The 21,101-nt window shown below is 44.1% G+C and carries 22 protein-coding genes; 19 read left to right on the top strand and 3 right to left on the bottom strand.

Going from position 1 to position 21,101, the window contains the following annotated elements; genetic code table 11:
- The first annotated feature begins 207 nt into the window (after positions 1–207).
- From EV212_RS01315 to EV212_RS01255, 13 genes are all read left to right on the top strand, one after another.
- Complete coding sequence (locus EV212_RS01315) at positions 208–1,815, top strand: ABC transporter substrate-binding protein (protein WP_132087693.1); 1,608 nt, start codon at positions 208–210, stop codon at positions 1,813–1,815.
- A gap of 135 nt (positions 1,816–1,950) precedes the next feature.
- Complete coding sequence (locus EV212_RS01310) at positions 1,951–2,910, top strand: ABC transporter permease (RefSeq protein ID WP_132087690.1); 960 nt, start codon at positions 1,951–1,953, stop codon at positions 2,908–2,910.
- Between the two features lie 17 nt (positions 2,911–2,927).
- Entirely contained in the window at positions 2,928–3,815 is an 888-nt protein-coding gene (locus tag EV212_RS01305; protein WP_132087687.1) for an ABC transporter permease, read from the top strand.
- Positions 3,816–3,826: 11 nt separating this feature from the next.
- Positions 3,827–4,855, top strand: a complete 1,029-nt coding sequence (locus EV212_RS01300) for an ABC transporter ATP-binding protein (protein ID WP_132087684.1) — start codon at positions 3,827–3,829, stop codon at positions 4,853–4,855.
- A gap of 1 nt (position 4,856) precedes the next feature.
- Positions 4,857–5,876 (top strand): ABC transporter ATP-binding protein, encoded by a 1,020-nt coding sequence (locus tag EV212_RS01295; protein WP_132087681.1) that lies wholly within the window; start codon positions 4,857–4,859, stop codon positions 5,874–5,876.
- Complete coding sequence (locus EV212_RS01290) at positions 5,873–6,325, top strand: YhcH/YjgK/YiaL family protein (protein ID WP_132087678.1); 453 nt, start codon at positions 5,873–5,875, stop codon at positions 6,323–6,325. The genes EV212_RS01295 and EV212_RS01290 overlap by 4 nt, the downstream gene beginning before the upstream one ends.
- Before the next feature lie 31 nt (positions 6,326–6,356).
- On the top strand, positions 6,357–7,274 hold the full coding sequence (locus tag EV212_RS01285; protein ID WP_132087675.1) for a dihydrodipicolinate synthase family protein: 918 nt from the start codon (positions 6,357–6,359) through the stop codon (positions 7,272–7,274).
- 28 nt (positions 7,275–7,302) lie between these two features.
- The gene (locus EV212_RS01280) at positions 7,303–8,757 is read left to right on the top strand and encodes a glycoside hydrolase family protein (RefSeq protein WP_132087672.1); all 1,455 of its coding nucleotides are present in this window, start codon (positions 7,303–7,305) and stop codon (positions 8,755–8,757) included.
- Entirely contained in the window at positions 8,757–9,914 is a 1,158-nt protein-coding gene (gene nagA, locus EV212_RS01275; protein ID WP_132087668.1) for an N-acetylglucosamine-6-phosphate deacetylase, read from the top strand. The genes EV212_RS01280 and nagA overlap by 1 nt, the downstream gene beginning before the upstream one ends.
- Positions 9,915–10,092: 178 nt before the next feature.
- The gene (locus EV212_RS01270; protein WP_132087665.1) at positions 10,093–10,764 is read left to right on the top strand and encodes a response regulator transcription factor; all 672 of its coding nucleotides are present in this window, start codon (positions 10,093–10,095) and stop codon (positions 10,762–10,764) included.
- Between the two features lie 12 nt (positions 10,765–10,776).
- Complete coding sequence (locus EV212_RS01265) at positions 10,777–11,766, top strand: sensor histidine kinase (RefSeq protein WP_132087662.1); 990 nt, start codon at positions 10,777–10,779, stop codon at positions 11,764–11,766.
- Between the two features lie 113 nt (positions 11,767–11,879).
- Positions 11,880–12,644 (top strand): ABC transporter ATP-binding protein, encoded by a 765-nt coding sequence (locus tag EV212_RS01260; RefSeq protein ID WP_132087659.1) that lies wholly within the window; start codon positions 11,880–11,882, stop codon positions 12,642–12,644.
- A complete protein-coding gene (locus EV212_RS01255; protein WP_132087656.1) occupies positions 12,641–14,707 on the top strand; it encodes an ABC transporter permease in 2,067 nt (688 codons plus the stop codon). Before EV212_RS01260 ends, EV212_RS01255 begins: the two co-directional genes overlap by 4 nt.
- 79 nt (positions 14,708–14,786) lie before the next feature.
- Here the strand turns inward: EV212_RS01255 and pdaA are convergent, their stop codons facing one another.
- Positions 14,787–15,611 carry a delta-lactam-biosynthetic de-N-acetylase gene (gene pdaA, locus EV212_RS01250; protein WP_132087653.1) on the bottom strand — a complete coding sequence of 275 codons (825 nt, stop codon included), beginning with the start codon at positions 15,609–15,611 and terminating at the stop codon, positions 14,787–14,789.
- 160 nt (positions 15,612–15,771) lie between these two features.
- Here pdaA and EV212_RS01245 point away from each other — a divergent pair, with 160 nt between their 5' ends.
- The gene (locus EV212_RS01245) at positions 15,772–16,257 is read left to right on the top strand and encodes a cytidylate kinase-like family protein (RefSeq protein ID WP_132087649.1); all 486 of its coding nucleotides are present in this window, start codon (positions 15,772–15,774) and stop codon (positions 16,255–16,257) included.
- Between the two features lie 35 nt (positions 16,258–16,292).
- On the top strand, positions 16,293–16,499 hold the full coding sequence (locus tag EV212_RS01240) for a hypothetical protein (RefSeq protein WP_132087646.1): 207 nt from the start codon (positions 16,293–16,295) through the stop codon (positions 16,497–16,499).
- A 56-nt stretch (positions 16,500–16,555) separates the two neighbouring features.
- Here the strand turns inward: EV212_RS01240 and EV212_RS01235 are convergent, their stop codons facing one another.
- Together EV212_RS01235 and EV212_RS01230 are read right to left on the bottom strand one after the other, a co-directional pair.
- On the bottom strand, positions 16,556–17,032 hold the full coding sequence (locus tag EV212_RS01235) for a hypothetical protein (protein ID WP_132087643.1): 477 nt from the start codon (positions 17,030–17,032) through the stop codon (positions 16,556–16,558).
- A gap of 70 nt (positions 17,033–17,102) precedes the next feature.
- Positions 17,103–17,393 (bottom strand): hypothetical protein, encoded by a 291-nt coding sequence (locus EV212_RS01230; protein WP_132087640.1) that lies wholly within the window; start codon positions 17,391–17,393, stop codon positions 17,103–17,105.
- Between the two features lie 125 nt (positions 17,394–17,518).
- On the opposite strand from EV212_RS01230, the gene EV212_RS01225 reads away from it, so the two are divergent.
- The 4 genes from EV212_RS01225 (at position 17,519) to EV212_RS01210 (ending at position 21,085) form a co-directional block, all read left to right on the top strand.
- Entirely contained in the window at positions 17,519–18,070 is a 552-nt protein-coding gene (locus tag EV212_RS01225; protein ID WP_165873257.1) for a class I SAM-dependent methyltransferase, read from the top strand.
- Positions 18,071–18,157: 87 nt separating this feature from the next.
- On the top strand, positions 18,158–18,391 hold the full coding sequence (locus EV212_RS01220) for a helix-turn-helix transcriptional regulator (protein WP_132087634.1): 234 nt from the start codon (positions 18,158–18,160) through the stop codon (positions 18,389–18,391).
- Positions 18,392–18,481: 90 nt separating this feature from the next.
- A complete protein-coding gene (gene galE / locus EV212_RS01215; protein ID WP_132087631.1) occupies positions 18,482–19,501 on the top strand; it encodes a UDP-glucose 4-epimerase GalE in 1,020 nt (339 codons plus the stop codon).
- Positions 19,502–19,756: 255 nt separating this feature from the next.
- On the top strand, positions 19,757–21,085 hold the full coding sequence (locus tag EV212_RS01210; RefSeq protein ID WP_243115424.1) for an MATE family efflux transporter: 1,329 nt from the start codon (positions 19,757–19,759) through the stop codon (positions 21,083–21,085).
- Positions 21,086–21,101: the final 16 nt, after the last annotated feature.

The following is a 21,101-nucleotide window of genomic DNA, read 5'->3' as shown; positions in this document are numbered from 1 at the left end:
TTTTAATGAATATAATTTTAAAATTCGACACAAATGGTATTCTTTTTGCTTAATTGGGAAAGGAAAAAGCAAAATCATATTGTGCACTTTGCACAAAAAAACAAGCAATTTTCATGTAAATGAGATATTGAAAATTATTTTCAGGAATAGTATGATAGATATAACGATAAGCATTGAAAATGCTTGTGCAAAAAGGAGGATGTTACTATGAAAAAAATGTTGGCCGCCTTATTGGCAACAACGCTGGTTGTCGCTTCTTTAGTAGGATGTGGTTCCGGTAATAAAGAGACAACAGCAGCAAAGTCCGGCGAAACAACGGCAGAGAGTACTGCAGAAGCAGCAAACGTTGACGGCGGAACTTTAAAATTGTCTGTAACGACAGGTGATGGTTCTACAACAGATGACAAGATTCCAACCCCATGGTATAACCGCATCATGGCAACCAATCTGATGTTCCGCGCCCTGCTTATCGCAGACAGTGATCTGACAAATCCAGAGCCGGATCTGGCCGAATCTGTAGAAGTCAGTGAAGATGGTCTTGTATACACCATTAAGATGAAAGAAGGCCTCAAATGGTCTGATGGAGAAGCCCTGACAGTAGAAGATGTTCAGTGGTCTATTGAAACAGCATTAAAAGCAGCAACATGTAACTCCATTTATACATCTGCTTTCAAAAAGATTGACAATATGGCTGTTGATGGCAGTACGATCACAATGACTCTGACGGAGCCATATGCATCAATGAAAGACGTACTTGCTCAGTTTGCAATCTTACCGAAACATAGTCTTGAAAACGCAGATCCTCTGACTCTGGAATCGGATGCGTTCTGGACAAATCCAGTTTGCTCCGGCATGTATACACTGGATGAATTGAATGTTGGTAACTATTTTACATTGAAAGTAAATGAAAACTATGAAGGTACAGCACCAAAGATTCAGTCTATTATCTGCTATTTTGTACAGGATTACATTACAGCAGCACAGGCTGGACAGGCTGACTATGTATTTGGTAATGCAGCAGACCTTGTGGAAGCACTTGAAGCTATGCCGAACTACACAGAACACGAAGTTGATGTATTATTCTATAAATACTTCCTGTTCAACATGAAGGGCGCCGACGGCAACGAAAACGAAGCTATGCAGAATGTAGAAGTTCGTAAAGCTTTGATCGAAGCTATTGACCGTGCAACTCTGGCAACACTTTACCCAACAGCAACTGTTCTGAACAGTGGTGTTCCAAACAGCAATGAAGCTTATAATGGCTTTGAATATACTTTCGATGCTGAAAAAGCAAAAGCAGACCTCGTTGCAGCCGGCTATGATATGAGCCGTACATTGAAGATCTGTTACTACAACAACGATCAGACATCGATTGACCTGATCCAGACAGTTGTTCATTATCTTGAACAGACAGGTCTGACAGTTGAAGCTACATTGTCCAACGACGGTACAACAGATCTGTTTACAACACGTAACTACGATATTGGTTTCAAAGGTAAGAGTGCATTCTCTATCGATGAGTGGTATACCGAATATCAGAGTTCAGATGCTCTGTTCGCTAACGTATTCGGCGGAACAGACGAATTTGACGAACTGGTCAACAATCTGTTTAAAGCTACAGACTCCGCAGCAAGAAACGAAGCTCTGAAAGCTCTTCAGGAAAAAGAACAGGAAGTTGTTTATAAAGTTCCGGTATTCACTGTTGGTACATATGTATTCACAAGTGACAAAGTTGTCATTCCGGAAGGCGTAACATTCTGTAATCCACTGTATATGTGCGATCTGGATTTCGCTAACTGGGAAATGGCTCAGTAAGATAGTTGTTTAGAAATCAAACATTGATTCAGTGATTAAAGGGGGAGACGGGAGAGAATTTTTCGAAGGTCTCCCCTTGATTTTTGGAGGTTGAGAGTCTTTTGTTTGATGTTTCCTTAAGAATGGGGTGATAGAATGTTAAAATTCATCATTAAAAAGCTGCTCATGATGATTCCGATGCTTTTGATTATCAGTTTTATTGTGTATTATGGTCTGCAGCTGACAGGTATCGACCCGATCAACTTTATGGTCAGCCCGGAAATGCTTTCTTCAAATAAAGAAAATGTAGAGGCTCTGAGAGAATCCCTTGGATTAAATGACCCGTTGATCGTTCAATATTTCCGCTGGTTGGGAAATATTCTCCACGGTGACCTTGGATATTCCTTTGACGGTTCATCCATCGCTTCTGTTATTGCAGTGAGACTTCCGTATACCTTTGAACTGGCTGGATATTCACTTCTTTTTTCTACTATCATTGGTATTGGCATTGGTATCATTTCTGCTGTACGTCAGAATGGTATCATTGATTATGTAGGACGTGTTCTTGCTGTTCTTGGACAGGCCGTTCCTCAGTTCCTTGTTGGTATTATACTGATTCAGGTTTTTTCAATCAAGCTTGGCTGGTTTCCGGCCAGCAACCGTGTCAGTCCGGATGCAACAAGCGCTTTTGCAGATGCCTTTTTCCATCTGTTTCTTCCGGTCCTTACATTGACTATTGGTATGGTAGCCGTATTGATGCGTTATGCCCGAAATACCATGCTGGATGTGTTGAACAGTGATTATATTAAAACGGCACGCTCGAAAGGCATTCCGGAGTGGAAGGTTTATTTAAAACATGGATTCAGAAATGCCATGAAACCGGTTCTCGTCATTCTGGTGTTCCGTATTCCGGCATTGATCGGCGGCTCCGTTGTTATTGAGACTGTATTCTCTTATCCTGGAATCGGTCTCACGATGACAAATGCGATTGTATCCGGAGATTATCCGGTCGTTCTTGTAACAACGTTAATTATTGCGGCTACCATGTTGATCTGTTCATTCATGGTCGATGTATTCAACGCATTGTTAGATCCGCGTGTACGTCTTGGTGAATAAAGAAGGAGGAAGAAGTTATGGGTGAAACAACGAGTATTAAAGATTCGAATAAAAGTGCATCTTCTTCTTTATTTAAACGAAATGTACGAAAGTTTATGAATAATAAGCTGGCCGTTCTTGGTTTGGTTATTATTGTGGTTATTACGATCGCCTGTGTGATCGGCATGATCGTTGGTGTGGATTATGGCACACCGGTCATAACTGATATGAAACAGGCGCCGGGAAATGGACATTTTTTTGGGACGGACACTATTGGACGCGACTTGTTCGCTCGTGTCCTTGTCGGCGGATGTTATTCTATCCTGATCGGTGCTTTCTGTGCGATCATGAGTTCCGTGATCGGCGCCATCTTGGGCGCTCTGGCCGGTTATTTCGGTGGAAAAGTCGATATGGTCCTTATTCGTATCTCCGAAATATTCCAGGCATTCCCACAGCTGGTACTTGTTATGATGCTTGTGGCTATCGTAAATAAACGAGGCCTTGGCAATCTGTTGTTTATCTTCGTATTTACCGGATGGATGACGACTTTCCGTATGGTCCGCAACGAATTTATGAGCTTGAAAAATGAGACTTACGTTAAAGTATGTGAAGCCTTTGGTATGAAGAAGAGCAATATTATGTTTAAGCAGATTCTTCCGAATGTTATGAGTCCGATCATCGTTTCCACAACGACAAACGTAGCCTTTTTCATTCTTCAGGAAGCAGCGCTTTCCTTTATCGGTCTTGGCGTCGCTGACAGTACACCGACCTGGGGAAATATTTTAAATGCGGCGAAATCCGTATCCGTTGTTACTAACCAGTGGTGGATTTGGGTATTCCCGGGTCTTGCCATCAGTCTTTTTGTCCTGGCAATCAACTTCTTCGGCGACGGTCTGCGTGATGTGCTGGATGCTAAACAGCAGTAAGGAGGGGCCTCATGGATAATAAAGAAATTATTTTAAATGTTGAGAAATTAAATACTACATTTATCTCTGATAGAAAAGAAATTAAGATTGTTAAAGACGTATCTTTCCAGGTGCGCCGTGGAAAAACATTAGCTGTTGTTGGAGAATCCGGCTGCGGTAAGAGTGTTACCATGAATTCTATTATGCGGTTTACCGGAAAGAATGCCATTGTCAAAGCGGAAAATATCCAGTATAATGCACTTCGGGATGGGAAAGTCACCGAATATCATCTGGAAAGTATCAAGGAACCGAACGGTCCTGAGATGCGTGCATTGCGCGGACCGGATATGTCTATGGTATTCCAGGATCCAATGTCCAGTTTGAATCCGGTATATAAGGTTGGCGATCAGGTGGCTGAGGGATTGCTTCAGCATAATAAGGGCATGAAAAAGGATGAGGCCCGCAAACTGGTTCTTGAGATGTTCAGGAAACTTGGTATTCCGGATCCGGAAGAGCGTATCGATTGTTATCCGCATCAGTTTTCCGGCGGTATGAAACAGCGGGTGGTCATCGCCATCGCTATGATCTGTAATCCGGAGCTGATCATCTGTGATGAGCCGACAACGGCGCTGGATGTTACGATTCAGGCCCAGATCATGGACTTGTTAAAAGAACTTCAGTTGAAGGAAGGCAAGTCGATTATTCTGATCACCCATAATATGGGTCTGGTGGCCGAAATGGCTGATGAAGTCTGCGTTATGTATATGGGCCGTGTGGTTGAGTTTGGAAGTCTGGAAGATCTTTTTGACCGCACAAGTCATCCATATACACGGGCATTGCTTCGAAGCGTTCCTGTACTCGGTCTGGCTGACGGACAGAAGCTGGAGACAATTCCTGGAGCTACACCGAACCCGGCCGATTTGAAAGGCGGCTGTGAATTTGCAGACCGTTGTTCCGAATGTATGGATCGGTGCCGTGAAAAAACGATACCAATGTTTGAAATTGCCCCGGGACACCGGGTACGTTGCCTGAAATTTGATTCTTATCCGGAGGTGGACTGATATGAGTACAGAAAATAAAGAAATTATCTTTAAGATCCGGAATTTGCAGACATGGTTTCCGATTACAAAAGGTTTTATGAAAAAAGTAGTCGGCCACGTTAAAGCGGTGGATGACGTCAGTCTGGATGTTTATAAGGGTGAAACTTTGGGAATCGTTGGCGAATCCGGCTGTGGTAAATCAACCTTTGGCAAAACGGTTATGATGCTTGAAAAACCGACAGGCGGACAGGTTATGTTTAACTATGACGGTGAATATAAAGATATTACCCAATTTAATAAAGAGGAAATGTTTGAATTTCGTAAAAAGGTTCAGATGGTTTTCCAGGACCCGTATTCTGCGTTAAACCCTCAGAAGAAAATCTATTCTTCCTTTGAAGAACCGTTAAAAACTCACGGCATTAATTCTCAGGAAGAACGGGAAAAGATGATGCAGAGAGTATTAAAAATGGTAAATATCCAGCCGGATTATCTGCTGCGTTATCCGCATGAATTTTCCGGTGGACAGCGTCAGCGTCTTTGTATTGCCAGAGCGTTGGAGGTTATGCCGGAAGTGCTGATCTGTGACGAACCGGTATCTGCACTGGATGTATCTATTCAGGCTCAGGTGTTGAACCTGATGAAAGAGATTCAGCAGGAACTGAATCTGACTTACCTTTTCATTGCCCATGACCTTTCGGTTGTTCAGTATATGTCCGACCGTATCATGGTCATGTACCTTGGAAAGATCGTGGAGGTTGCCGATTCCAGAGCGCTTTACGAAGAACCGTTTCATCCGTATACAAAAGCATTGCTTTCAGCAATTCCTGTAGCGGATATACATAATAAAAAACAGCGTCAGATTCTTGAAGGTGAAGTTCCAAGCCCGATCCATAAACCGAGCGGCTGCGCATTTCGTAACAGATGTCCACATTGCATGGATATATGCAAAGAACAGGACCCGGCGCTCCGGTATCATGGAAAAGAGGGCCATATGGTGGCATGCCACTTATATGATGGAAAAGAAAGTGGAGACAGCGAATGATTTATACGGACATGAACAATTTGGAGCATTATCGCGGAATGGCACCACATCTGGATACGGCTATTGATTTTTTAAAGAGTCATGCGCTCACCGAGCTTAAAGCCGGAAGGAATGATGTGGACGGCGAGAATGTGTTTATTAATCGTTTTGGTTACGAGACGATGGCTGAGGAAGCGGCTGCTTTTGAGGCCCATGAATTTTATGCGGATATACATCTGGTATTATCCGGACAGGAGTGGGTCGGTGTGACGGACATGGAGAAGATGAACGTCACTGCCATAGATAAAGTGACAGATTCGGTGGACTGCGACGGTCCGGTGGAGAATCGGCTTTATATGACTCCGGGGAAGGTGTTGATCGTCTTTCCAGAGGACGCGCATAAGGTTAAGATTGCCGTAGACGGCCCGGAACGTGTCGAGAAGGCAGTAGTAAAAGTACAGATGAAATAATTAAGACAGAATTGAAAGGAAAGCGAGAATTATGAAAAATATTTCGAAGTATCAGGGAATTATCCCGGCATTTTACGCATGTTATGATGATCAGGGAGCTGTCAGCCCGGAGCGGGTGGAAGCGCTTACAAAGTATATGATCAAAAAAGGTGTTAAAGGTGTTTATGTCGGCGGTTCTTCCGGCGAATGTATCTACCAGAGTGTTGAGGAACGTAAATTGGTTCTGGAGCATGTGATGAAAGCAGCTGAAGGAAAACTGACAGTGATCGCTCATGTTGCCTGCAATAATACGGCAGACAGTATGGAACTGGCGGCACATGCGGAAAGCCTTGGTGTAGATGCCATTGCTGCCATTCCTCCGATTTATTTCCACTTACCGGAGCATGCCATTGCCCAGTATTGGAATGATATTTCCTCAGCCGCACCGAATACAGACTTTGTGATCTATAATATTCCTCAGTTAGCCGGAGTCGCATTGACAATGTCATTATTTAAAGAGATGCGTAAAAATCCGCAGGTGGCTGCTGTAAAGAACAGTTCCATGCCTGTTCAGGACATTCAGATGTTCAAGATGGAAGGCGGCGAAGGATTTGTGGTATTCAACGGTCCGGATGAACAGCTTGTCTCCGGTCTGGCTATGGGCGCCGATGGCGGTATCGGCGGAACTTATGCGGTAATGCCGGAACTTTATTTAAAGATCAAAGAATTCGTTGAAGCCGGAAATCTTGCAGAGGCTCAGAAGATTCAGTATGCGGCAGACGCTGTCATTTATGCGATGTGTGAATGTCATGGAAATCTCTATGCGGTTATGAAAGAGATTTTAAGAATACGTGAAGGTCTGGATGTCGGTGGGGTTCGTAAACCTCTGCCGGAACTGATTCCTGAGGATATGGAACAGGTAAAAAAATGTGCTGCAATGATTGACGAGGCAATCAAGGCTTACTGCTAAGCCTGTGTCGGGAAATGGAGATGATTCTTTGGCAAAGTATCTAATGCTTGACCGAAGGTTTCTGAATCCGCAGGCAATGGAAAATGTCACACTTCGGATAACGCCACCGGAAAAGGATCAGGCAAATAATCCGCTGTTTATACAGGATCAGCCGTGGGAGATACGCATTGATAATGGCTATCCGAACGTTATTTATGATGAACAGGCTCAGATTTTCCGTTGTTATTATACATTGTTTACAGACGATCTGGATACGGAAGGGACAACTCTTGAAGAACGGACATCCAGAGACTATCTTCCGAGAATGGACCGGGTAACTTCTCTGGCCTATGCCGAGAGCAAAGACGGCATTCATTGGGAGAAGCCGGCTTTAGGCCGGGTCGAATGGCGCGGTAATAAAGAAAATAACATTCTTTTTCTATTTGCACACGGAACCGGAGTCATGGTGGATCACCATGGCTCTGATTCTGCCGCAAGATACAAAATGGTCACAAAAGTGGATATTCCGGGGCATGGAGCTTATATGGCGGTGGCCTTTTCGCCGGATGGCGTTAACTGGTCTGATCTGATTCCATGGCCGGAATATAATCCGCCGGCAGACAGTCATAATCTTCCTTTTTGGAATGAAGAGGAAGGGTGCTATATGCTGTTATCCAGAGTATGGAAAGACGGTATCCGCATGACGACGTTGAGCCGGAGCGATGATTTTATCCATTGGAGTGAGCCGAAAGAGACACTTCGGGGGCGTGGATTTGAAAATCAGATTTATTCCATGCCTGTATTTTTTTGGAACAACCTTTATCTCGGACTGGCATCGATCATCCACGAAGGGGATCGGACGGATGTGGATTTTGATACAGTAGACTGTGAACTGACCTGGGCCGTGTCTCCGGATCATTTTGACTTTGTGGCACCGGGACAGACAGTCATTCCGAGGGGAGCGGGAGCTTATCCGACGGGAGATTTTGATTGCGGCTGTATTTATGCGTCGCAGCCGGTCAAGGGGCCTGATGGCAGTTTGTGGATCTATTATATGGGAGGCAATGGACGACATACGAATTTCCGTGAGTCATCACTGGCAAGGGCCCGGTGGAAAGCAGATTGTTTTGCATCTATGGTGCCTAAACGTGAGGAGGAAAACAGTCTGTTGACTTCCTGCAAATTAAAATTTCAGGGACCATCTTTGGAAATTCTGGCAGAAGCGGTCGAACCTTCTATGCCGATTTATCTGGAAGCCCAGATTCACCGAGTGTGGACAGAAGCACCGATTTCAGGCTTTTCCTATGAGGAGAGCAGGGTATCGGAACTGGAGGGCGGATGGAAACGAATCGAGTGGACACAGGGACTGGAAAGTCTTGCCGGAACAAGCGGCTGTATAAAATTGAAATTTAAAAATCTGAAAATCTGGGCAGTGCAGGGAGATATCTGCCTGGATGGGCATCGCCTCTGGGAAGGCGCCGATATGGAAAACGAGGGATTTTAATGATTATTCAGAGCAAAAGAGTCTGGATTGGCGGCCAGTTTCTGCCGGCTCAGATAGAAATTTCACAAGGTAAGATTGAAAGAATTTATACCTGGGGAACAAAACCTGTGGATGTGGATTATGAAAATCTGGCCATACTTCCGGGCTTTATAGATATTCATACCCACGGCGCCTATGGCTTTGATACAAATGATGGTGAACCGTCCGGACTCCGGGATTGGATGGAACGGATTCCGGAAGAAGGGGTAACGGCCATTCTGCCGACAACGGTGACGCAAATGCCGGATGTTCTTACTAAGGCTGTAGCCAATGTAGCTAATGTTATTGAAGAAGGATATAAGGGCGCTGAAATTCTCGGTATTCATTTTGAGGGGCCTTATCTGGACATGGAGTATAAAGGCGCTCAGCCGCCGGAAGCGATTGCGAAGCCTGTGGTGGAGCAGTTTAAAATGTATCAGGCGGCTGCCAAAGGATGGATTAAGTATATTACGGTCAGCCCGGAGCACGATGAAGATTTTGAATTGATTCGTTATTGTGCGTCTCACGGCGTTGTTGTCAGCATGGGCCATTCCTCGGCAACTTACGAGGAAGCTTTAATGGGAGTGGCTAATGGCGCAACATCTATGACCCATGTTTATAATGGAATGACGCCACTGCACCATCGAAACCCGGGATTGGTTGGCGCTGCCTTCCGTATCCGGGATATTTACGGAGAGATTATCGGTGACGGGCACCATTCCCATGTTGGGGCTTTGAATATATTCTTTCAGACGAAAGGCCGGGAACGGGGAATTCTGATCACGGATTCCTTGCGGGCGAAACATTGCCCGCCGGGAGGAGATTACCAGCTTGGCGGTCATGATATTGAAATCGGTGAAGATGGTCTGGCCAGACTCAAAGGAACGGATACCATTGCGGGAAGTACACTGCAGATGAACAGGGGGCTTCGGATTCTCATTGAGGAAGCAGGCGTTCCTGTGGATGCGGCAATCAATGCCTGTACATTGAATCCGGCACGATGTTTGGGGGTAGACGACCGGAAAGGCAGGATCTGCGCCGGATATGATGCAGACCTGGTGGTGTTGAACAGGGATTATGATGTTATCCAGACCTATTGCCGCGGCAATGCGTTTAGAGAAAAATGTTTTATGCTTTAAAGTAAAAAAATAAAAAGTGTCCGGGATTTCTTGAATGTCAGACAGAAATCCCGGACATTTTTATATAAAAATCATAGTGTTTATCGCTTCTTGAAACACCAGGTCTGGTATGATATACTTCTTTTATTCAGATGGAGGGATGACTGCAACAGACAAAGTATGAGACAGGAGGTAGCGGATGTATCGGATATTGATAGTGGAAGACGATATGGGCATTGCGTCTGCAATGAAAAAACAGATAGAGATGTGGGATTTGGAAGTGAGTTGTGTGGAGAATTTCAGAAATGTGCTGGAAGAGTTTTCAGAATTTGCCCCCCAACTGGTGCTGTTGGATATTTCACTACCTTTTTATAATGGATATTACTGGTGTGCGGAAATCCGAAAGTTTTCCAAAATACCGATTATTTTTATTTCTTCCGCTTCGGATAATATGAACATTGTCATGGCCATGAATATGGGGGGAGATGATTTTATCGCCAAACCTTTTGACTTGAATGTACTTACGGCGAAAATTCAGGCTATACTGCGGAGAACCTATGATTTTGGCGGGCAGATGACAATCTTACAGCACCGGGGCGCCATGTTGAATACTTCGGATGCCAGTCTGACCTATAATGGGGAGCGGATTGAATTGACCAAAAATGATTATCGTATTTTAAGGACACTCATGGAGAACAAAGGAAAGGTTGTCAGCCGGGATACATTGATGGAGCGGCTTTGGGAGACAGACAGCTTTGTGGATGAAAATGCTTTGACAGTCAATATTGCAAGGCTTCGGAAGAAGCTGGAACAGGTTGGATTAATGGAATTTATTGTGACCAAAAAAGGTATGGGATATTTGATCGGATAAGAGGGATGGACAATGGAAATGTTGGCAGAGTATATAAAACTTCATAGAAAAGTGATTGGAGTATATTTCCTGTTTGCTGTCATCTTTGGGATTATTTTTGCTCTATGGAAACTTCCGGTTGTTTCGGTCCTTTATGGGACTGTGATTGGACTCTTTGTCGCGGTGATCATATGGGGACGGGATTATCATCGTTTTTGTGCGAAACATAAGCAGCTTGAGTCGATGGTGGAAGAAATCAAATACACAGACAGCCATTTTCCGGAAGCGGATGGGCGGATTGAAATGGATTATCAGGAGGTTATTCGTTCGCTTTATGAAGAAAAACAGCAGATGACGAATCAGATGACCCATCAATATACGGATATGATGGAGTACTATACAATCTGGGTTCATCAGATAAAAACTCCGATTGCAGCCATGCGGCTCCAGCTGCAGGGCGAGGATAGCGAGAGCAACCGGGAACTTTTGGATGAATTACAGCGGATTGAACAGTATGTGGAGATGGTGCTTACATATTTGCGTTTGGATGCCGGAGCTACGGATTACGTTTTAAAACAGTATGATCTGGATGACATTCTCCGTCAGGCCGTGCGGAAATATGCTTCCCAGTTTATCCGTAAAAAAATCCGGCTTGTCTATGAACCTCTTTCCTGCAAGGTGCTGACGGATGAAAAATGGTTTTTATTCGTTATTGAGCAGGTATTGTCCAATGCGCTGAAATATACCCGTTCCGGGGAAATCAGCATTACCCTGGAGGCTCCGAAAACACTGTGTATCCGGGATACGGGCATCGGTATCGCACCGGAGGATTTACCGCGGATTTTTGAAAAGGGCTTTACCGGATATAACGGCCGGAGCGATAAGAAGGCCAGTGGTATCGGATTATATCTGTGTCGGAGGATCTGCGGCCGATTAAATCATGAGATCAGCGTGACCTCAAAGGTAGATGAAGGAACCGAGGTACGTATTGATCTTAATAGAAAAGTACTGGAAGTTGAATAGAAATATTTCAAAAATGTAAGGTTGGACCGGGGAAATGTAAGCCAAAGCGATGGCAGCACATTTCCCTGTTTTGCTACAATAGATTCGTAAAAGAGAATAAGGAGGGATTCCAAATGGCAATTTTGGAAGTCAATAATATTAAAAAAATTTATACGACACGATTTGGAGCCAATAAAGTGCAGGCCCTTTCGGATGTGTCTTTCAGTGTGGAAAAAGGCGAATATGTAGCGATTATGGGAGAATCCGGTTCAGGAAAAACAACCCTGCTGAATATTTTGGCGGCATTAGACCGACCGACTTCCGGGAGTGTCTGTCTGGATGGAAACGAGCTTTCAAAAATCCGTGAGACGAAGATCGCCGAATTCCGGCGGGAGAATCTGGGGTTTGTTTTTCAGGACTTTAATCTCCTGGATACATTTACATTAAAAGATAATATCATGCTTCCGCTGGTTTTGGCCGGAAAGCATTATGGAGAAATGCGGGCGAAACTGATGCCTATCGTGCAGAAACTGGGGATTGAAGGACTGATGGGCAAGTATCCTTATGAAGTATCCGGAGGTCAGAAGCAACGGGCGGCGGTGGCCCGGGCCCTTATTACCCATCCGAAGCTCATCCTGGCGGATGAGCCGACGGGGGCTCTGGATTCCAAGTCTACGGATGAATTGCTGGAACTGTTTGGAAAAATCAATCAGGAAGGTCAGACTATTCTGATGGTTACCCATTCGGTGAAAGCGGCCAGTCATGCAAGCCGGGTATTATTTATCAAAGACGGCGAAGTCTTTCATCAAATTTACCGTGGCAATAGTTCCAGTGAGGCGCTGTATCAGAAGATTTCAGATACGCTGACCATTTTAATGACAGGTGGTGAGCGGCGATGAGACTGGGATTTTATCCAAAACTGGCAGTGACAGGCATTGCCAAAAACAAAAAAACCTATGTTCCTTATATATTGACGGGCATCGGTATGGTCATGATGTTTTATATTGTCACTTTTTTATCTGAAAATAGCGCCGTGGGCAATATGCGGGGCGGTGAGAGCGTCCAGGGATTTCTGAGTCTGGGAATCGGGGTCATCGGCATCTTTTCGACCATGCTTTTGTTTTATACAAATTCCTTTCTTATACGACGCAGAAAAAAGGAATTTGGTTTATATAATATTCTTGGTATGAGTAAGGGAAATCTTTCGAGAGTGATTATCTGGGAGAGCTTGATCATCGCTGTGACATCGATTGTTCTGGGGCTTGGCTGCGGCGTCCTTTTTTCAAAAGCTGCGGAGCTTTTGGTATCGAGAATTTTAGACAGTACGGTGGGATTTAATTTTACCGTTGATGAAGAAGCTCTGGTAATGACTTTAAAATGGTTTGGAGTTATTTTCTCTTTGATTCTGCTGAGTAGTCTGTATCAGGTTTATAAATCAAAACCAGTGGAACTGATGAAGAGTGAGTCGGTAGGGGAGAAACCGCCGAAGGCCAACTGGCTTCTGGCTTTGGTCGGCCTTGTTCTTTTAGGCGGCGCTTATTATCTGGCCATAACGATCCAGGATCCGATAACGGTCATGCTCTTGTTTTTTGTTGCTGTCGTCATGGTCATTGTGGCGACCTATCTGCTGTTTATCGCCGGCTCAGTAACTTTTTGCCGGTTGCTCCAGAAAAATAAACGCTATTATTATAAAACGAATCATTTTATTTCTTTGTCTTCCATGGTGTATCGGATGAAACGCAACGGCGCCGGGCTGGCTTCTATATGTATTCTTTCAACGATGGTACTTGTAATGATCTCATCCACTTCCTGCCTCTACATTGGCGGTGAAGATATGCTGCGTCAGCGTTATCCGAGAAATATGGTCCTGGAAACGAATGTGGCGGATAAGGAGTATACGGCCTATTTTCATCAGGTGATTGACGAAGAGCTCGCAGCCCATCAGCAGAGGGAGGAAAATGCCATTCATTACCGTTACGTGAGCTTTGGAGGCATCAGGGAGGATGACAGAATCATTTTAGATGAGAGCAAGATAAGCGCTTCGGTGGATTTTTCCAATTACTGGCAGATATTTGTTATCCCTCTGGAAGATTATAACCAGATTATGGGAACGTCCGAGACCGTTGCAGAAGGGGAGGCTTTAATCTATGCGACGAAGACAAACTTTAAATATGATGAGATTACTCTGGATGGCATCGGAACTTTCCACGTCAAAAACGCAGAAGAAGGATTCGTGTCAAACAAAACGGATTCGATGCAGATCATGCCGTCGATGTTTCTGTTCGTCCCGGATGTGACCGACATTTTAAATGCTCTCAATGAAATAGTGGTCCGGACGGGAGATAAAGGAGCGAGAGGAATGGCCTATATTCATGATTATTACGGCTTCGATCTGGCGTGTGATGAGCAGGAACAGACGGAAATATATAACCGTATCATGGAAAGGGTCACGGCAGAGCCAATTATGGAAGCCACCGGACTTTCAGCGGAGGAAGTGGCTGAACAGAATCTCAGCGTGTCCTTTGAATGTATGGCTGCCTATCGGGATGATTATCTCTCATTAAACAGCGGATTCTTTGCCCTTGGTCTGATTCTGGGGCTTGTGTTCATCTGCGGCGCTGTGCTGATCATGTATTATAAACAGATTATCGAGGGATACGAAGATCAGTCCCGGTTTGAAATTCTTCAGAAAGTGGGCATGACGAAAAAGGAGATTAAGAAAAGCATCAATTCTCAGGTGCTGACCGTCTTTTTTGCACCACTGATTATGTCGGGGATTCATATGGGGTTTGCGTTTCCTCTGGTTTCCAAATTGTTGATGCTGTTTGGATTAATGAATATCCGATTATTGATTTTGGTAACCCTTGGTAGTTTTGGCGTATTTGCTCTGTTTTATATTTTAGTATACCTGGCAACATCCAGGGCCTATTATAGCATTGTCAGTGAAAATAATTTAGATTAAAAGAAATCCTTCTCTGTTCCGGATATGATGAACAGAGAAGGAATTTTTTTGCCCTGAGAGAAGGGAAAAAATTTACGAATTATGTCTGCGGGGCGCCGACCAGTTCATCCAGGCTCTTAAAGCTGTAGCCCATTTCTTCCCATTTGGTCAGAAGTTCATCGAGGATTTCAGCGTTGGTGGAAGAGGTACTGTGGAGGAGGACGATAGCGCCGGGATGGATGCGGCCAAGGAGTTTATCGTAGGCTTCCTCCTTCGTCGGCTGTTTATCCACATACCAGTCCACATAGGCCAGACTCCAGAAAAAGGTTTTATATCCCAGATCTTTGGCCATTTGGAGATTCATTTCGCTGTATTTACCCTGCGGTGGTCGATAATACTTGATCATCGGCTGACCGGTTATTTTTTCATAGAGCTTTTCGACGCCTTCAAGCTCCTGGGTAAAGGCTTCCACAGTGGAGATTTTTGACATATCCGGATGGCTGTAGGTGTGATTTCCAACGGTGTGGCCTTCGGATACCATCCTCTGGATCAATTGGGGTTCGCTCTCGATGAAGTTTCCCACAACAAAAAAGGTGGCCGGTGCCTGATGCTTTTTCAGCGCATCTAAAATAGCAGGCATATTTCCGTTTTCGTATCCGGCATCAAAGGTCAGATAGAGAACTTTTTCATCGGTCATTTCGGCATAGTAGGCATCATATTTTGCCAGTTCTTCAGCAGAAGCGTTGGCTACCGGGGGTTCTCCTTCCTGTTGGAAACTCAGTCCCCAGTTACCGTCAGCAGAGGCTTCTACAGCTTCCGGCTGAAAGTAATCTGCGGCAACGGCGCTGAAATGGCCAAACATGTAAGCGGCGACAAAAAGCATGCCGATTTTTACGGCAGTTATGTATCTGGGTTTCATTTTCATAAAAAACCTCAAAAAATTTTTCCATAAATTGTATGTGTAAAAAGTGAAAAATATTCTAAAAAAATGGGATAAAAAGACCTTTGAGAATTTGACAAATAACATCAAGTGACTTATCATAGAACCTGTATAAGAAGATTTACATCAAAGGGGGCACACGGGTATGGGATTAGTTATTACCATGAGCCGTAGATATGGTACAGGCGCAAGCACCATTGCGAAAGAATTATCGGAGAGACTGGGATTGCCGGTTTATGACAAGGTGAATGTGGAGCAGGAGGTTCGCAAGAATGCTTTTGAGACGGAAGCGGAAGCTATCCGTGAGTTAGCTGAGAAGCCTTGTATTATTCTCGGACGGTGCGCGTCAGAAATATTAAAAGATCAATCCAATGTTTTTAATATTTATGTGTGCGCCGACAAAGAGGACCGGATTCACCGGGTGATGGAAAAGGATGGGCTTTCCTATGAAGAAGCTGTAAAGCGCATTGAAGAGACGGATGCGGAGCGGGAGAAATACTACTATCAGCATACTGGACGGACCTGGGGAGATGTGAGCGACTATCACATTATACTGGATACGTCGGAATGGGGTATTGAGAATTGTGCGGATGTACTGATTCGCTATTTTGAACGGATGCAGTATATTTAAGGATACATAAAAGAAACATGACGGAGGTAAAAACAATGAAAATTGTAGTTGGAGAAGTTATGGAAAACGTCATTGTATGCGAGTCGGACAGGGAGACGCTCAGACTGCCGAGAGAACTTTTTCCGAGACGTGTTTTCCCGGGAGATGCGGCGGATTATGAAGATGGAAAAGTGACGATGTGGGACGAAGAACAGCAGGTGGAAGAGGAACAGGTAGCCATGCTGTTTAAGATGTTGATGTAAGTAAGAGGGCTGACGCGGGCAGAGCGCCAGCCCTTTTCAGGATTTCAAAAGAAAGATCAGCTTTTTTCTTTATCCGAGGAGACCGATTGGGCGTGCAGAAGTGTCTGTATCATCTGAAGTTGTTCCGGGGAGATATTCATGTTTTTCATCTGGTTCATCTGATTCATCATATTGGAAAAGTCTGTATTTTTAGTGAGTTCATTATATTGATTATAGAGCCGTACCGCATTTAAGATATTTAAAAACTGGTCAATCTGTTCGGCTTCCGCCGGAGCGCAATATTTACGGATATCTTTGAGAACTTCTTCGATGCCGGGGCGGTGGCCGTCGGGGGGGACAGAGCAGATAGAAATTTGTTCCTGATTGAAAAGATTGATGGTCTGCTTTAATTCCAGCATCCGGGCAAGCATGGCCAACATTTTCCCGGAAGAAGGGTCCATATAGGTTACGGCTGCTTTCAGCATCTGGGATGTACCCTGAAAGGATTGACGATCCAATTCAGTCAGAGGAATATAGGTTGTTTCATTGGACATGGTTTCACCTCAAATTTTATATATTGGAGCATGGGGCGCCCGAAGGCACCCCGTCTTTTGTTATCAGAAATTAGCAGCAGCCACAACCGTTATTGCAGTTGCCCGTAAAACAGGACAGGAGAATAATCAGAAGCAGCCAGTCACAGCTGGAACCATTGGAGAATCCGTTGCATCCGCCATTGTTGCATCCACATCCGCCGTTGCCAAAGCAGCTTAAGATAAGGATGAGCCAGATTAAAGAACAGCTGTCGCCTCCGTTAAAAAATCCGGTCATGTTACCACATCCGCAACCGCAGTCATTGTTACCACATCCACAACCACAATCATTGTTACCGCAGCCAGTAGCAGCTAAATCACTCATAATTTGCCTCCATATATTTTTAATTGATTACTTTTGATTTATATTATGTGGGAGGACTTGTCTGGTTTCATATTTTACGATAAAATTTATTCAGGTTTGAAAAATCTGTATAAGGAGGGATGAATATGCAGATGGTCGACAGAGTCCATCAGCTATTAAGTGAGAAATTAAAGCCGGGAGACCGGGCGGCAGATGCGACTATGGGAAATGGTTGGGATACGTTAAAACTTTGCGAACTGGTCGGGGAGAGGGGAATGGTCTATGGATTTGACATACAGGAGAAGGCTGTTTCAACAACAAAGGAGCGTCTGGAAAATGCCGGTTTTCTGGGAAGGGCTAAATTATTCTGCTGTTCTCATAGTGAAGCCGGTGAGCGTATTCATGAAAATATTCAGGCTTTTACGATGAATCTTGGCTATCTTCCGGGCGGAGATAAGAAGATCATTACCCGGAGTGAATCTACGGTTGCCGCTCTGAGGGCACTCACACAGCTTTTAAGTCCCGGTGGTCTGGGACTTGTCCTTATTTATTATGGTCATCCGGGGGGAAATGAAGAAAAAGAAGCAGTGGAAACCTTTATGAAAGAAATGCCCTCCGAATGGGGAGAAATTTTGCGGACAGAAATTGTCAATAGAAAAAATTGTCCGCCAATTTTATACATAATGGAGAAAAAATAAAATTTTATTTTCTCGTCAGGCTTCGACAAATTCTGAAGATTGTTCGTGATATAATCGGGACATATCTTTAAATGAGGAGAATGACTTATGAAAACGGATGAACACAAGATGACCCAATTGGGATATGCTCTGCGTGAATATCGGGTCAGACATAACATGACCCAACAGGAACTGGCAGAAAAACTGGGCGTGAGCACGAACACGATTCATCTCTGGGAGACGAAAGTATGCAAGCCTTCGATGGGCTCATTACTGCTGTTGTCTGATTTATTGGAAATTTCACTGCTCGACATTATTTCAAAGGCCAAAAAAGATTATTGAATACATAAAAGGGTATATTCTTTGGGGAGGTATTTCATCAGATTAAAAAATATGGTATAGTTATTTTAAAAGATGAAAAGGAGAATGAACATGGCGATATTAGTTACCGGCGGCGCAGGATATATTGGAAGCCACACCTGTGTCGAACTTTTAAATGAAGGTTATGATGTCATTGTTGTGGATAATTTATGTAATTCATGTAAAGAAGCTTTGGACCGGGTTCAGGAGATTACCGGAAAAACTTTAAAATTTTATGAAGTGGACATTTTGGACAGAGAGGGCCTGACAAAAGTATTTGAGGCAGAGCAGATTGATTCAGTGATTCATTTTGCCGGACTGAAAGCGGTCGGCGAGTCTGTAGCCAAACCACTGGAATATTATCAAAATAATATTACAGGCACATTGGTCCTTTGTGATGTGATGCGCCGCCATGGTGTAAAAAGTATTGTATTCAGTTCCTCAGCGACCGTTTACGGCACACCGGCTTTTGTTCCGATCACAGAAGAATGCCCGAAGGGCATATGTACCAATCCTTACGGCTGGACGAAATCTATGCTGGAACAGATTCTGACAGACCTGCATACGGCGGATCCAGAGTGGAAGGTTATTTTACTTCGTTATTTCAATCCGATCGGTGCCCATGAGAGCGGTCGGATCGGTGAGAATCCAAAGGGTATACCGAACAATCTGGTGCCGTATATTACTCAGGTGGCTGTCGGCAAACTGGAATCTCTTGGCGTTTTTGGCGACGACTATGACACGCCGGATGGTACGGGTGTGAGGGACTACATTCACGTTGTAGATCTGGCCATTGGTCATGTAAAAGCGATTGAGAAGATGGCAAAGATCAAGGATGGCGTTCTGATCTATAACCTTGGTACAGGTATTGGCTACAGCGTTCTCGATATTGTGAAAGGTTTCGAAAAAGCCGTTGGGCAACCGATTCCATATGTCATTAAGCCAAGACGTCCCGGCGATATCGCAACGTGTTATGCGGATCCGACTCGGGCGAAAAAAGAACTGGGATGGGAAGCTGTTCGTGATCTGAATAAGATGTGTGAAGATTCCTGGCGTTGGCAGAAAAATAATCCGGAAGGATATGCGGAATAAAGATAAGGTTTAAAATTATCAAGAGTCTTCTTCTTAAAACCTTGAAATGGTTTTTCGGAGGAGGCTCTTTTTCTGAAAGAATGGGGGGTACAGGCGGTAGAATAATTTATGATGAAAATTGGAAACGAATCGGCAGAGTTATACTTGACATATGTACGAAATAATACTATACTGGCAAATACCAAATCATACTGTCTGGAGGCATATTATGGGAAATCACATGAACTTTAAAATAAAGAGAGTGGAGTTATTAGCGTGAAGATTCAATTATCGGAACATTTTAATTATAAAAAATTATTGCGTTTTACGCTGCCGTCAATCATTATGATGATTTTTACATCTATTTATAGTGTTGTCGACGGCTTTTTTGTTTCCAATTTTGTAGGGAAAACGCCATTTGCCGCTGTAAATTTTATCATGCCTTTTCTTATGATTCTGGGGGCTTTTGGTTTTATGTTTGGTACAGGCGGCAGTGCGCTTATTTCAAAGACAATGGGTGAGGGGGATAAAGAAAGAGCAAAACAATTGTTTTCGCTTTTTATTTATGTATCGGCCGGCTGCGGTGTTGTTATTGCTGCGGCAGGTATTATTTTTATTCGTCCTGTGGCTGCACTTCTCGGAGCCGATGGAACGATGCTGGAGGACTGCGTCCGTTATGGGAGAATCATCTTGATCGCTCTGCCGGCTTATATGCTCCAGTTTGAATTTCAAAGTTTTTTTGTTGCTGCAGAAAAGCCCCATTTGGGCCTGGTTGTCACGATTGCAGCAGGAGTGACCAATATGACACTGGATGCGCTGTTGGTGGCGGTATTTTCTCTGGGACTAGTGGGAGCAGCGGCAGCAACGGCGATCAGCCAATGTGTGGGCGGCATTATCCCGCTTATTTATTTTTTATGTCCAAATTCCAGTATCTTAAGACTGACCCGGACAAAATTCGACGGCAGGGCGTTGTTTAAGGCTTGTACAAATGGTGCCTCCGAGTTGATGTCGAACATTTCCATGTCCATTGTTGGTATGCTTTACAATATGCAGCTCATAAAATATGCAGGTGAAAATGGTGTAGCCGCCTATGGCGTGTTAATGTATGTGAATTTTATATTCCTTGCGGCATTCATTGGTTATTCTGTAGGAACGGCGCCGATCATCGGATATAATTACGGTTCCGGAAATCACAGTGAGCTGAAAAATCTTTTGAAAAAGAGTCTGTGTCTCATCGGGATATTTTCGGTGGCCATGGTTGTGGCAGCAGAAGGACTGGCGCATCCCCTTGCGTCTATGTTTGTAGGTTATGATCTGGAATTGTTTAAAATGACACTGCGAGGGTTTATGATATATTCTTTTTCGTTCCTTTTTTCAGGTATGGCCATTTTCGGTTCCTCTTTTTTTACCGCATTGAATGACGGATTGATTTCTGCGTTGATTTCCTTCCTGAGAACATTGGTGTTCCAGGTGGCGGCTGTGTTGATTTTTCCGTTAATCTGGGGAATCGATGGTATTTGGGTATCCATTGTGGCAGCGGAACTGATGGCTGTCAGTGTGACGGTGATGTTTTTACTGATGAAACGAAAGAAATATCATTATTGATGATGAGAGAGTTTCC

Source organism: Frisingicoccus caecimuris (genome assembly GCF_004340975.1).
GTDB classification, from domain to species: domain Bacteria; phylum Bacillota; class Clostridia; order Lachnospirales; family Lachnospiraceae; genus Frisingicoccus; species Frisingicoccus caecimuris.
Note: the sequence above shows the minus strand (reverse complement) of the source record. Positions and strands in the feature narration are given on the sequence as shown.